The organism is Peribacillus frigoritolerans (genome assembly GCF_004358755.1).
In the GTDB taxonomy this organism is placed as follows: Bacteria; Bacillota; Bacilli; order Bacillales; family Bacillaceae; genus Bacillus_P.
The window spans coordinates 528519-542250 of the sequence record NZ_SMZY01000001.1; the positions used below are offsets into that span (position 1 = coordinate 528519).

At 41.3% G+C, this 13732-nt stretch carries 14 protein-coding genes and 1 riboswitch; all 14 genes read left to right on the top strand.

From position 1 onward, the window contains the following. Positions 1 to 52: 52 nt before the first annotated feature. The 14 genes from E2R53_RS02790 (at position 53) to E2R53_RS02855 (ending at position 13562) form a co-directional block, all read left to right on the top strand. A complete protein-coding gene (locus tag E2R53_RS02790) occupies positions 53 to 1213 on the top strand; it encodes a D-alanyl-D-alanine carboxypeptidase family protein (protein ID WP_133310302.1) in 1161 nt (386 codons plus the stop codon). Then, positions 1206 to 1799, top strand: a complete 594-nt coding sequence (locus tag E2R53_RS02795) for a nucleoside recognition domain-containing protein (protein WP_133310303.1) — start codon at positions 1206 to 1208, stop codon at positions 1797 to 1799. The genes E2R53_RS02790 and E2R53_RS02795 overlap by 8 nt, the downstream gene beginning before the upstream one ends. Before the next feature lies 1 nt (position 1800). Then, positions 1801 to 2328: a spore maturation protein gene (locus tag E2R53_RS02800; RefSeq protein WP_070877589.1), complete on the top strand. Its 528-nt coding sequence runs from the start codon at positions 1801 to 1803 to the stop codon at positions 2326 to 2328. A gap of 328 nt (positions 2329 to 2656) precedes the next feature. Continuing rightward, positions 2657 to 3382: a 23S rRNA pseudouridine(2605) synthase RluB gene (rluB, locus tag E2R53_RS02805; RefSeq protein ID WP_133310304.1), complete on the top strand. Its 726-nt coding sequence runs from the start codon at positions 2657 to 2659 to the stop codon at positions 3380 to 3382. 100 nt (positions 3383 to 3482) lie between these two features. Beyond that, the gene (resA, locus tag E2R53_RS02810; RefSeq protein WP_133310305.1) at positions 3483 to 4004 is read left to right on the top strand and encodes a thiol-disulfide oxidoreductase ResA; all 522 of its coding nucleotides are present in this window, start codon (positions 3483 to 3485) and stop codon (positions 4002 to 4004) included. Positions 4005 to 4020: 16 nt separating this feature from the next. Further along, positions 4021 to 5661, top strand: a complete 1641-nt coding sequence (locus E2R53_RS02815; RefSeq protein WP_133310306.1) for a cytochrome c biogenesis protein ResB — start codon at positions 4021 to 4023, stop codon at positions 5659 to 5661. Between the two features lie 25 nt (positions 5662 to 5686). Then, the gene (ccsB, locus tag E2R53_RS02820) at positions 5687 to 6862 is read left to right on the top strand and encodes a c-type cytochrome biogenesis protein CcsB (protein ID WP_133310307.1); all 1176 of its coding nucleotides are present in this window, start codon (positions 5687 to 5689) and stop codon (positions 6860 to 6862) included. A gap of 99 nt (positions 6863 to 6961) precedes the next feature. Next, entirely contained in the window at positions 6962 to 7684 is a 723-nt protein-coding gene (locus E2R53_RS02825) for a response regulator transcription factor (RefSeq protein ID WP_070877584.1), read from the top strand. Further along, positions 7681 to 9486 (top strand): ATP-binding protein, encoded by a 1806-nt coding sequence (locus E2R53_RS02830; RefSeq protein ID WP_133310308.1) that lies wholly within the window; start codon positions 7681 to 7683, stop codon positions 9484 to 9486. The genes E2R53_RS02825 and E2R53_RS02830 overlap by 4 nt, the downstream gene beginning before the upstream one ends. 90 nt (positions 9487 to 9576) lie before the next feature. Beyond that, positions 9577 to 9778: riboswitch (cobalamin riboswitch) on the top strand. A gap of 247 nt (positions 9779 to 10025) precedes the next feature. Continuing rightward, entirely contained in the window at positions 10026 to 10436 is a 411-nt protein-coding gene (locus tag E2R53_RS02835) for a DUF4430 domain-containing protein (protein ID WP_133310309.1), read from the top strand. 14 nt (positions 10437 to 10450) lie between these two features. Continuing rightward, positions 10451 to 10966 carry an ECF transporter S component gene (locus E2R53_RS02840; RefSeq protein ID WP_133310310.1) on the top strand — a complete coding sequence of 172 codons (516 nt, stop codon included), beginning with the start codon at positions 10451 to 10453 and terminating at the stop codon, positions 10964 to 10966. A gap of 72 nt (positions 10967 to 11038) precedes the next feature. Next, positions 11039 to 11617 (top strand): cob(I)yrinic acid a,c-diamide adenosyltransferase, encoded by a 579-nt coding sequence (locus tag E2R53_RS02845; RefSeq protein ID WP_133310311.1) that lies wholly within the window; start codon positions 11039 to 11041, stop codon positions 11615 to 11617. A 263-nt stretch (positions 11618 to 11880) separates the two neighbouring features. Further along, positions 11881 to 12417, top strand: a complete 537-nt coding sequence (gene sigX, locus E2R53_RS02850; RefSeq protein WP_133310312.1) for an RNA polymerase sigma factor SigX — start codon at positions 11881 to 11883, stop codon at positions 12415 to 12417. Continuing rightward, entirely contained in the window at positions 12414 to 13562 is a 1149-nt protein-coding gene (locus tag E2R53_RS02855; RefSeq protein ID WP_133310313.1) for a hypothetical protein, read from the top strand. Before sigX ends, E2R53_RS02855 begins: the two co-directional genes overlap by 4 nt. Positions 13563 to 13732: the final 170 nt, after the last annotated feature.

Genomic DNA, 13732 nt, shown 5'->3' on the forward strand with positions numbered 1-13732 from the left:
CCTTTGTCCACCCGCATAAACTTGTACAAAACAATAAAAGGACGTGGGTGTTATGCGGCAATGGAAACAGATAGCAGCGATCGTACTCATCTTCTTCTTGCTGATTTCAGGTTTGCCTCGCCATTCTTCTGCTGAAATGGGCGTAAGTGCAAGAAGTGCGATATTAATTGAACAGGAATCCGGCAGAGTCCTATTTGAGAAAGACGCCCATGCAAAAAGAAGAATTGCCAGCATAACAAAGATTATGACAGCGATTCTTGCAATTGAATCCGGAAAAATGGACGAGAAGGCAACGGTAAGCAATCGTGCGATACATACAGAGGGTTCAGCGGTCTACTTGCAAGAAGGAGAAAAAATTAAGCTTGAAGATCTTGTATATGGACTGATGCTCCGTTCAGGAAATGATGCAGCGGTTGCAATTTCCGAACATGTGGGAGGCAGCGTTGAGGGGTTTGTCCATTTAATGAATCAAAAAGCTGCTGAAATCGGCATGATGAATACGGAGTTTGCCAATCCGCATGGTTTGGATGATCATGAAAATCACTATTCGTCAGCCTATGACATGGCGATCCTTACAAGGTACGCGATGGAAAATCCGATGTATCAAAAAATTTCCGGAACAAAGGTTCATCGTGCACCAAATCCGAATGAACAATGGGACCGTGTGTGGAGAAATAAGAATAAGCTGCTGACCAGTCTTTATGAGTACAGCACCGGAGGGAAAACAGGCTATACAAAAAGAGCGAAACGCACACTCGTTTCCACAGCTCAAAAAGATGGCATGAATCTCGTCGCCGTGACGATTGATGCGTCAGATGATTGGAATGATCATATTGAAATGTTTAACATGGCGTTCAGCAAGTATGATTTATTCAAAATTAAAGAATCAGGTACGTTAAAAAAGATAGATATTAAAGATAAAATCTATAAAAATAAGCTTTTTATAAAAAGAGATGTGTTTTATCCATTAACAGAGGAGGAAGAAGACGATCTTAGAATTGATGTCTCCATATTGAGACCGGAAAAAAGCTGGAAAGACCCTGAGGATGTTCCGAACGTTGTGGGAAAAATGACGATTATTGTTGATGATGAAAGAGTGGATGAAGTGCCAATTTATTATGATAATGGTTTGACAAATAAACCAAACGCCTCGCTGTGGGAGAAATTCCGCAAGCTGTTTTTCATAAGGGCAGGCTTGAGCAATCATGATTAATATTATTTGGGTTGGGCTGACTGTCATCGGCATCGTCTTTGCCATGATCAATGGAACAATGGAACAAGTGAACGCTGCTGTTTTCAAAGGTGCAAAAGATGCTGTAACGATCAGCATCGGCCTGATCAGTGTCCTTGTATTCTGGCTCGGGCTGATGAAGATTGCTGAAAAGGCAGGTTTGCTTGAAAAGCTTGGACAGCTCTTTAAGCCATTCGTAAAAAGACTTTTTCCGGAAATTCCTGCAGATCATCCGGCAATGGGCTACATTTTGTCAAACATGATTGCCAACCTTTTCGGACTTGGAAATGCGGCAACTCCGCTTGGCATCAAAGCAATGGAACAGATGAAAAAATTAAATGGAGACAAACCTGCAGCAAGCAGGTCCATGATTACTTTTCTTGCCGTGAACACATCGAGTATTACCTTAATTCCAACAACCGTTATTGCCGTCAGGATGACATACGGTTCTAAATCTCCAACAGATATTGTCGGCCCCACTTTGCTTGCGACGATTATTTCAGCGATTGGCGCCATTTTGATAGACCGCTATTTCTATCATAGAAGAATGCGAAAGGAGAAAAAATAGGATGGCAATGATCAGTTTAATCTCTTTATGGATGATCCCGCTGATCATCGGGTTCATTCTATTATATGGGACGTTCAAAAAAGTGCCTACGTACGAAACGTTTGTAGAGGGCGGAAAAGAAGGAATTGATATTGCGTTTTCAATTATTCCTTATTTAGTGGGCATGCTTGTTGCGATAACGATTTTCAGGGCTTCAGGAGCTCTTGAATTTTTTGTGGGCATGATGAAACCGGCTCTGGATGCCATCAGCGTTCCAAGCGAGATCGTTCCCCTCGCATTTATCAGGCCTATTTCAGGAACAGCAGCACTTGGTATGACTACAGATCTGATTGCAGCTTACGGACCTGATTCGTTTATTGGGAGGCTTGCGGCCGTCATGCAGGGAAGTACAGATACAACTTTGTATATTCTGACGGTCTATTTCGGAGCTGTAGGAGTCAAAAAAATGGGGGATGCTCTTAAAGTCGGTCTGCTTGCCGACCTAATGGGAATTATTGCTTCAATCGTCATTGTTATGATGCTATTTTAATTTCGCTGTTTTCGCATTGACGGCTCGCATGAGTCAATTGCCCTCCGCTGAAGTCCACTCAAGGTTAATAACCATTTTTTCTAAAAGCAGCAAACTTTCATAAAAGAGCTTTGAATTTAGTTGAGCGGACTCCGGCATGCTGGAGTCCGCTTTTTTTGTAATGAAATATTTTTGTCTCATTGTTCCTGTTTTTGTGAGATAATAAGGCTTCATGCATTTTTTATAAAGGTTCTTTGTATTTTATATGTAAGCCATGCCTGCGCTGACCATCGAATGAGAACTTGTATAAAAAAATGATAAGAAGTAAGATGTTAACGAGGTGAAAGAAATGGAACGATTACAAAAAGTGATAGCTCATGCGGGTCTTGCATCAAGAAGAAAAGCAGAGGAGCTTATATTAGAAGGCAAAGTGACTGTCAACGGGAAGGTCGTAAGGGAGCTTGGTGTTAAGGTTTCCGGAAATGACCGTGTTGAAGTTGCAGGAGTGCCTGTTGAAAAGGAAGAGCCAGTTTATTTTATTCTTTACAAACCGCGCGGTGTAATATCTTCTGCTATTGATGATAAAGGAAGAAAAACAGTCACAGACTTTTTCCCCCAGATTAAAGAACGCATTTATCCGGTTGGCCGGCTTGATTACGATACTTCCGGCATCTTAATCATGACAAACGACGGTGATTTTGCCAATCTTCTTATGCATCCAAGCAATCAAGTAGAGAAAACATATGTAGCCAAAGTGAAAGGAATTCCGCTTCGTGAAAAGCTGAAGTCGTTAGAAAAAGGCATTATGCTCGAAGACGGGAAAACAGCTCCTGCCAAAGTGAAGTTTATGTCACTCGACAAAAAGAAGGAAACAAGCATTATTGAACTGACGATTCATGAAGGCAAAAACCTTCAAGTCCGCCGCATGTTCGAAGCGATTGGACATCCTGTACTGAAGCTGAAGCGCGAAACATATGCTTTCCTGGACTTGAAAGGGTTGAAAACAGGAGATGCGCGTGAATTATCTCCGCATGAAGTCAAACAGCTCAGATCACTTGCCAAGTTTGGAAAGTAAACCCTTTAATTTTCACATAAACTTCAAATTATCAAGAAAATGTTTGAAATAAACAGTGATATAATGAGTTGAAATGTATGAGGATATGGGAGAGTTTTTTATGAAAAAAAGACGGTTGCTCATGAGATCGATCATTCTGTCAGTGCTGGTTGCAGCACTTGGATATACGTTATACACAAATTTTTTCTCAAGCAAGGAAAAAGTAAAAGTTGGAAGCGATGCCCCTGATTTTGTTTTAACAGACATTAACGGGGACAAGCATCAGCTTTCAGATTATAAGGGGAAGGGCGTTTTCCTGAACTTTTGGGGAACTTGGTGCGAACCGTGCAAACGCGAAATGCCCTACATGCAAAATCAGTATGATTATTATAAAGAACAAGGTGTAGAGGTGCTTGCCGTCAACATCGCAGAGTCAAAGATTGCCGTACAGAATTTTACGGATACATATGATTTATCGTTTCCTGTCGTCCTCGATAAGGACCGGCAAGTGTTAGAAGCATACGGTGTTTTACCTCTTCCGACTACATTTCTGATAGATAAAGATGGAAAAGTAGCAGAAATAATCACGGGCCAGATGAATGAGCGGATGGTCAGGGATTATATGGAATCAATCAAGCCGTAAACGGGGAGTTTTCATCATGAATGAAGTGAAATGCAAGTGCGGGCACCATAATCCGCACGGAACGATCCTTTGTGAATCCTGCGGTCGTCCTGTCGGGGAAACAGACAGCAATAATCAGGCTGCTCCAGACCAGCTGCTGGATATGAAATATGATGGGAGTGCAAGACGCTCTCAGACCTATAAGAAAACGCCAATCGATAAGATCTGGAACTTTTTTTCATCTGTAAAAGTCGGAATATGGATTATTGTCCTGATTTTAATTGCTTCTGCAATTGGAACAATCCTCCCGCAGGTTATGTACATACCGCCGAATGTAACGCCTGAACAGTTTTACCGCGATGAGTACGGTGTAATTGGTCAGCTGTACTATCAGATGGGGTTTCATGAACTATTCAGCTCGTGGTGGTACATGGTTTTAATTGGAGCACTGGCCGCTTCATTGGTTATTGCAAGCTTAGACAGGTTTGTTCCGCTCTATCGGGCGTTGAAAAAACAAGGCGTCACCAGACATGAAAGCTTTATGCGAAGACAGCGGTTATTCAGCGAAACAGTTTCTGTTATGAATACGGAAGAACAGCTTGAAGCCATTAAAGATAAGTTAAAGAGAAAACGCTATCATGTCCGAGTGGAAAATGGCAATCTCCTTGCTGAGAAAAATCGTTTTTCAAGATGGGGTCCTTATGTCAATCATATCGGTTTGATCATCTTTTTGTTTGGAGCGATGCTCAGGTTTGTTCCTGGCATGTATGTGGATGATGTCATTTGGATACGCGAAGGGGAAACGAACGTCATTCCTGGTACAGAAGGAAAATATTTTCTCAAGAGCGACAAGTTTGTGATGGAAACATACAAAAAAGACAGCGAAGATGAAGTCTTCCAGGATGCTATTACTAGAGTAGGTGATGGAAGCGTTGCTAAGAATTATCAGACAAACGTCACTTTGTACGAAAGACAAGGCGGAGCAGTCCTTGGTGAAGAGCCTGAGCTTAAGAAGATAAAGGATGAGCAAATCAAAGTGAATCAGCCGCTTAAGCATGATTCATACGCTTTGTATCAAGTTGATTTCAAATTAAATGAATTGAACAAAATGACATTTAGTTTAGTAGACAAAGAGACCGAGGAAAACTTTGGACAGCTGACAATCGACTTGCTTGATCCTCAAAAAGAATTTGATTTGGGCAATGGCTATAAAGTAGAAGTGGCAAGCTACCTTCCTGATTTTTATTTTAACAGCGAGGGAGAACCTGCTACGAAAACGAGAATACCGGATAATCCTGCTTTTGTATTTAAAATGATTTCTCCTGATAAACCTGAAGGCGAAACAAGCTTTGTAGCCATTCAGCAGACAATTGAACCAAATGAAGACAATCAGCTGAAAATGAAGTTTGAGGGCGTGCAAACAAAGAATCTATCAGCACTTACTGTACGCAAAGACAATACTCTTTGGTTTCTTGGACTTGGCGGAGCGATTTTCATGATCGGTGTCACCCAGGGCATGTATTGGAATCATCGCCGCATTTGGATCAGACGAAGCGGAGATGGGATTCTTCTTGCAGCGCATACAAATAAGAACTGGTACGGTATTAAAAATGAGATTGATACGGTGCTTGAGGGCACGCAAATTGAAAAGCTGAAGGATCAGTCAGACGAGAAATAAGACAGATCATAGAGGAGGAAAAGGTGTGGCGGCTCTAAGCAGTAATTTGCTATTTGCAGCATTCATTTTATATCTGGCTGCGACATTTCTTTTTGGCGGAGCCATCCGTGATAAGAGAAAAGAATACAAAAAGCCAAGCAAATGGGCGTCTGCGGGTATTGCGATCACAATTCTTGCTTTTGCAGCACAAGCTGGCTATTTCATAACGAGATGGATCGCATCCGGTCATGCACCGGTCAGCAATCTGTTTGAATTTACAACGTTCTTTGGCATGATGCTCGTTCTTGCATTTATAGTACTCTACTTTATTTATAAAGTGTCCATTTTAGGACTTTTCACTCTGCCGGTTGCTTTGCTGCTTATCGCTTATGCAAGCATGTTTCCGTCAGATATCTCACCGCTTATTCCTGCGCTTCAAAGCAGCTGGCTGCACATTCATGTGACAACAGCCGCTCTTGGACAGGCGATTCTTGCCATCAGCTTTATAGCAGGTGTCATTTATCTGATCAGGACAGTGGATCAGTCGAAAAATTCCAAGAAAACATTCTGGCTTGAAGTAGTTATGTATACACTTGTAGCTACGATTGCATTCATTGCCATTACAAGCACTTTCAGAATGATGGATTATGAAGCCGTATATAAATGGACAGATAAAAATGATCAGAATGCTGAAATGATCTATAATCTGCCTGCCCTTGTAGGGCCGCATAAAGGCGAGCTATTAACAGAAGGGAAAATGGAAGCTTTTATCGAAGTTCCTGCTCTCATTTCTGCCAGAAAGCTGAATACTGTCATCTGGTCAATTGCTGCCGGGTTATTATTATACGGAGCAATCCGTTTAATTCTGAGAAAGCGAATCTCAGCTTTCCTTCAGCCTCTCACCAAAAATGTGAATCTTGACTTAGTAGATGAAATCGGTTATCGCTCAGTTACAATCGGGTTTCCGGTCTTCACGCTTGGAGCGCTCATTTTTGCAATGATCTGGGCGCAAATTGCCTGGACCCGCTTTTGGGGCTGGGACCCTAAAGAAGTCTGGGCATTAATTACATGGCTTTTCTACGCAGCCTACCTGCATTTGCGCCTGTCAAAAGGATGGCAGGGAGAAAAATCAGCATGGCTTGCTGTTATTGGATTTGCCATCATCATGTTTAACTTGATTTTCGTTAATCTGGTCATTGCCGGCCTGCATTCTTACGCATAGGCAGAACTTGCTTTTCTTGCTAAAGAGCCTTCACTCATATAAAGTGAAGGTTTTTTGGTAAGATAATGCTATAGGAGTTTTTTAAGGAGGAGAAGCAAGATGGAAAACAACATGAACTATAAAATTCTGGTCGTAGATGATGAAGACAGAATCAGAAGACTTTTGAAGATGTACTTAGAAAGAGAAAACTATCAAATTGAAGAAGCTGACAACGGCAGTGATGCTCTTGAAATGGCACTGTCTGCAGAATACGACTTAATCCTGCTTGACTTAATGATGCCGGGCCTTGATGGGATTGAAGTATGCAGACAGCTGCGCCTGAAAAAAGCGACTCCGATCATTATGCTTACAGCAAAAGGGGAAGAAGTGAACAGAGTTCAGGGATTTGAAGTTGGAACAGACGACTACATCGTCAAGCCTTTCAGTCCGAGAGAAGTTGTTTTAAGAGTGAAAGCACTGCTGAGGCGCTCATCGACAACATCATTCCTGAAAACAGAAACGAAAGCTAAGAATGTGATTGTCTTCCCGCATCTTTCCATCGATCACGATGCACATCGCGTGCTTGCAGACGGCAAAGAGGTCAGTTTAACTCCAAAAGAATATGAGCTGCTCTATTTTCTCGCAAAAACGCCTGATAAAGTATACGACCGCGAGAAACTGTTAAAAGAAGTATGGCAATACGAGTTCTTCGGGGACCTGAGAACGGTTGATACTCATGTCAAACGGCTGAGAGAAAAACTGAGCAAGGTATCACCTGATGCAGCCACCATGATTGTCACGGTATGGGGAGTTGGATACAAATTTGAGGTAGGCAGTGAATGATGTTTTGGAAAAGCGTAGTCGGTAAACTGTGGTTTACCATTTTATTGCTCGTTTCATTTGTTTTATTAATTCTGACTGTGCTTCTTCTTGAATTCATTGAAAATTATCATGTGGATGAGGCCGAACGGGAGCTTACACAATTAGCCAACAAAATCTCGGTTATTCTAGAAAAACATGAAGATCAGGAACTCGCGCGGTCAATTTCATGGGAACTGGCGGATGAACTTACAAGCATCATCATCGTTGAAGATCAGGACAAATACTGGTTTTCGCCCAAGAAATTCGAGAGCACCCCGGTTTTTGACATGCAGGATATTCAGAAAGACCGCGAGCTTTCTAAAGTTTTTACAGATCAAAAAAATGTCAGCAAGCTCACGGAACTCTCCAAAGAGCAGCAGATCAGCTCGGACAACAATGATGAAGTGCTGGTCGTTGGCGTACCCTATGAGCTGAAAAATGGAGAAAACGGGGCAGTGTTTATGTCACAGTCACTGCTTGCTGTTCACGAAACAACAAAGCATACAACAAAGTATATTCTGCTTGCTGCAGGTATTGCAATTGTATTAACGACAATATTCGCTTTCTTTTTATCAACTAGAATTACCTATCCGCTCAGAAAAATGAGGGAAGCAACGCAAGAGCTTACACGCGGTAAGTTCGATACGAAGGTGCCGATTTTAAGTCACGATGAAATTGGCGAGCTTGCCATCGCGTTTAATCAGATGGGCAGGCAGCTGAAATTCAACATTAATGCACTTAACCAGGAAAAAGAACATTTAACAAGCATATTAAGCAGTATGGCAGACGGCGTCATCACGCTTAATATTGATGGGACGATTCTGGTGACGAATCCGCCTGCTGAACGTTTTCTTCAGTCCTGGTACTACGAACAAAAGATGCAAATCAATGAGGGGGAGGAAATCCCTCCAGAAGCGAAAGAATTATTTCAAAGAGTCGTCAATACAGAGAGAGAACATATAGTAGAGGTCAATCTGCAGGGCAGGAGCTGGGTGATGGTTATGAGCCCTCTTTATAACCAGTCTTATGTACGGGGCGCAGTTGCTGTTCTTAGGGATATGACAGAAGAAAGAAGACTCGATAAGCTCCGTAAAGATTTTATTGCCAATGTCAGTCATGAGCTGAGAACGCCGATTGCCATGCTGCAGGGATACAGTGAAGCGATTGTCGATGACATTGCGAACTCTGAGGAAGAGAAAAAAGAGATTGCTCAGGTCATCTATGATGAATCGCTGCGCATGGGAAGACTTGTTAACGATTTGCTTGATCTTGCAAGAATGGAAGCAGGGCACATTTCTCTTAATTTAGAGCGAATCTTGGTTCATGAGTTTATTGAGAAAATAAGCCGGAAATTCCAGGGACTTGCAAGAGACAAAAAAATTTCGTTAACCTCCTCTTTTTCACTAGATGATCCTGAGTTTGTCCTTGATCCGGATAAGATTGAACAAGTTTTGACGAACCTGGTTGATAATGCGATCAGACATACCCTTGAAGGGGGATCTGTTGAAATTCATGTTCAAACCGTTGCAGGAGGCATGAAAATAGACGTAAAAGATACAGGAACAGGTATTGTAGAAGAGGATTTGCCTTTTGTCTTTGAACGTTTTTACAAAGCGGATAAAGCAAGAACGAGAGGACGTTCGGGCACTGGGCTTGGCCTTGCGATTGCAAAAAACATCGTAGATGCTCATGCAGGCACTATCAATGTTCACAGCAAGGTAAATGAAGGGACAGCGTTCAGCTTCTATTTGCCTCGAAAAAGCGATGTTTCTGATAGAACATGACGAAAATTCTTGTTTCATAAGAAACACCGAATGAAATTTCTGTTGAAGACCTTAGTCGTTTTATGTAAAATAAGACTGAATTAATAAAATTGTATACTTTGAGATATAGGTGCTTTACGCTTAATAGGGAATCAGGTGAAATGCCTGAACTGTCCCCGCAACTGTATTTGCCGACGATACTTTGTCTAAACCACTGTATAATCAGATGGCTCTATTGCTGTTTATTATATGGGAAGGTTCGAGTGGAGGATGACGCAAAAGTCAGTAGACCTGCCGATGTCTCTTACTTTGTTTGTATTCTTCGGGGCCTGAGCATAGAAACGGCAGGATTTATGTTTCTTTGCATATAATCTGAATCTAATTATGCCGTTTTTAAGCCCATCTGAGAAGATGGGCTTTTTTATATTTCTCAGGACATAGAGAATAAGCTCCAAAGCCTGACTTCCGTGTGATAGCTTATCAAAGCGAAGCGCATTACCTTTTCTTAAGTGTTTCAAGATCCACTAAATAGATACATACAGAAGAAGGAGAGATTCGTTGTGAAAAAATTAATAAGTTTACTGTCCGTTTTCCTTTTAGCGCTGCTTGCAGCTTGCGGAAATACAGCGGAGGAACCGAAGAAAGAAGCTCCAAAATCTGAACAGGCTGCTGATGAAGCAGAAGAAATGAAAGCTGCTGTCACACTTACTAAAAATGAAATGGCAGAAAAAGTAGATTCTAAAGAAGTGGCTTTTGAAGAAGGCCAGACTCTGATGGATGCAATGAAAGCGAATTTCAAAGTGGAAGAAGCTGGCGGCTTCATCAGCGGAATTGATGGAATCATGGCAAGCGATGCGGATAAAACTTACTGGCATCTAATTGTTAATGGAGAAGACGCTATGACGGGAGCTAATGAAATCGAGCTGAAAGATGGAGATAAAGTTGAGTTCGATTTAAGAAAATATGAGTAATCCTGGAGAGCACTATGACGACTAGAAGAATCAGTCTGCTTTCACTCCTGATCGCATTATCAGTTGTTGGAAGAATGGCTTTTCAATTTGTGCCGAACATTCAGCCGATGACTGCCATTATTCTCATCACTTCTATATTAATTGGCCCTGTAAATGGCATGATTGTAGCCGTTTTAGGATGCTTTCTGAGCAATTTGCTGCTCGGGATGGGAACATGGACAATCTGGCAAATGCTCGCATGGGGGATTCTCGCATTGATAACAGGTCTTTTAGGCAAATATGTGAAATCTAATCGCATGATTATCTTTACACCCATTTCTGTGTTAGCAGGATACCTATTCGGTTTTGTTGTTTCACTGAATATGTTTTTCTTGACTGACCATGGATTCGCCTATTATCTTGCTGGTCTGCCGTTTGATACAGCACATGCAATCGGAAATGGCATTTTCTTTCTTTTGCTTTATCCTGTCATGAGAAAAACGTTTGAGTATTACTTGAAAAAGAAGGATTACGGCGTAACAATGCAATAAGAAAAATGGTAAAATAAAAGAGCGATTAGTTTCGCTCTTTTTACTTTTAACCCTAAAGGAGCTGCTGAAAAAATGAATTTATATACAAGAACAGGCGACAAAGGGAAAACAAGCATTATTGGCGGCCGAGTCGATAAAGATGATTTAAGAGTAGAGGCATACGGCACGATTGATGAAGTAAATTCATTCGTCGGACTTGCCATGACGTGGCTTCATGAAGATAAACTGATTGACTTGTATCATGAATTTGAAAAAATTCAGCATGAGCTGTTTGACTGCGGAAGCGATCTTGCGGTCATACATGGCAGACAAAAGCATCCGTATAAAACAACAGCTGAAATGATTGCATTCTTAGAAGAAAGAATTGATCAGTATTCTGCTGAAGCTCCGCCGCTGCAGCGCTTTATCCTTCCTGGAGGCACACAGGCAGCATCCGCCATACATATTGCAAGAACTGTAGCAAGAAGAGCTGAACGCTGCATTGTTTCCCTGCAGAAGCAAACAGAGATCAATGAACATGTATTAAAATATATGAATAGACTTTCAGATTACTTTTTTGCTGCAGCAAGAGTCGCAAATGCGAGACTCGGCTCTAAAGATGTGGAATACGAAAGAAGCGCAATCGTATTTACGAAGCCGGAACAGTCATAATATAATTAGAAATCAAGGAAGGGAGCACCTTCCTTTTTATACGTTTAGAAATTATTATAGTGAAAAGGATATGGATTATATCATAAAATGATCTGCGTCCAGCTCCTAGGCCAGATAAGAATCCGCCAAAAAAGTCAATACCGGACTTTTCTGGCGGATTCTTATCTGGCTGTCGGATCTTGTTCTATGAACAGATATATAGTTAGTTATATGTAACTTTTTATACTAGAAAATCGACTAATGGTTTGATCGGGGGTTCATTCATGGAAGAGGCCTTTCAGAGGATCTATGAAAAGTATCATGGTGATATTTTTCAATTCTTATTTTATATGGTGAAAAATCGTGAGCAGGCTGAAGACCTCGTTCAGGAGGTTTATATACGAATTTTAAAATCCTATGACAGCTTTGAGGGAAGAAGCAGTGAAAAAACGTGGATTTTCTCTATAGCAAGGCATGTAGCCATCGACTTTTTCAGAAAGCAAAAAACCTTGAAGCAAAGGATTTTGGAAACATTTGATTGGGACCGGCAGCAAATAAAGGATGTGCGGCCAATGCCTGAGGAAATTGCCGCTCAAAATGAAGAATTGCAGGGGATTTACCGTTCTCTCGACAGCTGTACAGTTGATCAGCGCTCTGTCATTATTTTGCGTTATTTGCAAGGGCTGTCCATTGCTGAGACTGCTGCTGCCCTTGGCTTTACTGAGAGCAAAGTGAAAACCACCCAGCACAGAGCATTAAAAGCATTGAAAAAACATTTGACTGACCATAATGTGAGGGAGGAGGGGATTTTAAAAGGATGAACAAATCAAATTGGAATGAAGATCAAATTACCGAAGCCTTAAGAAAGCTGCCGGCAATTGAAGATAAACGGACTTCTGCTGAAATTTATGCCCGGCTACCGAAAAAAGAATATAAACACAGGAAGCCTTGGGTAACACCTGCTTTCGCAAGTATTGCCGCACTTTTTATTCTATTATTAATATCGCCTTTTTTCATTAATCAATTAGGTATAAATCAAAGCAGCAGCAAATCAGAATCAAGCATGGATAAAGCAAGTTTAGACCAGGCACAGCCATTCTCGGAGAATGCTGAATCAAAAAAAGAGGATGAACTGACAGGCGGCTCTGAAAAAAGCACATTTGTTGCCCGTTCTGAAGACGGTTTTTCCATCGTCACAGCTGCTTTTCCGGATCAGCAGGTGCAAAATATGATCCCTCTCAGCTTTCAAATGGAAAAGAGTGAAGATTATCTGAACATGTTTCAATCGGTTCTTTCAGATTTTAATCCGGCACAAGCAGGGCTAAGTTCCTCTTCTTTATCAGGGTTGAAGCTTACTTATGCAGAAGGCATTCCACCTAAGCTATTAATAGACGTTAACGAAAATCCTTTCGCTGGGTCCGCATCAGAAACGGACAATAAACTTTTTACAGAAGGCATTGAAGAGTCCTTCCGCTGGCAGGGTGTTGAAGAGGCAGAGTATTTTAAAAACGGAGAGAAGGGAATAGAACTGGGTGCATATGGCTTCCGGGAAGGGATGAAACTTGGCGCTCTTAAAAGAAAAGCGTATTTCCTTTACCAGGAGAGCATTGAATCCCCTAAACTTCTCGCACCATCCCTGCTGTCATTCAATAAACTGTCTGATGCATTGTCTGCAATGAAGGGAAAAGGGACACTCGGGCTTAAGCCTGTGATCGAAAAAACAGTTGTCATTAAAGACATTGAAGAAACAAAAGATGATGTGACAATTGAATTTACTGCTGAATCAACGATTGATAATAATGAAACAGATACTCTGATGCTTGAAGCTATCTTAATGACTGCAAAAGAGTTTGGATATGAGAGTGTGAAGTTCGAAGGATTAAATGTAGACAGAGTCGGAGAAATGGATTTGACAGAGGCTGTACCTGTTCCGTTTTCCCCAAATCCTGTCGAATTAAATGAATAGAGAAGTATTTTGACCGCTGCAGGAGTGAATGCTGCGGTTTTTTTATGTTAGGAAACAACGAGTCTTTGCTTATGATGAAAAGAAAAGTCTTTTAGCAAAGCCAGTTTTCGTATAGAATCTGATATTCTTTGCAAATAACAGAAAATGTAAAAAAAAAAACGAACGCTGCA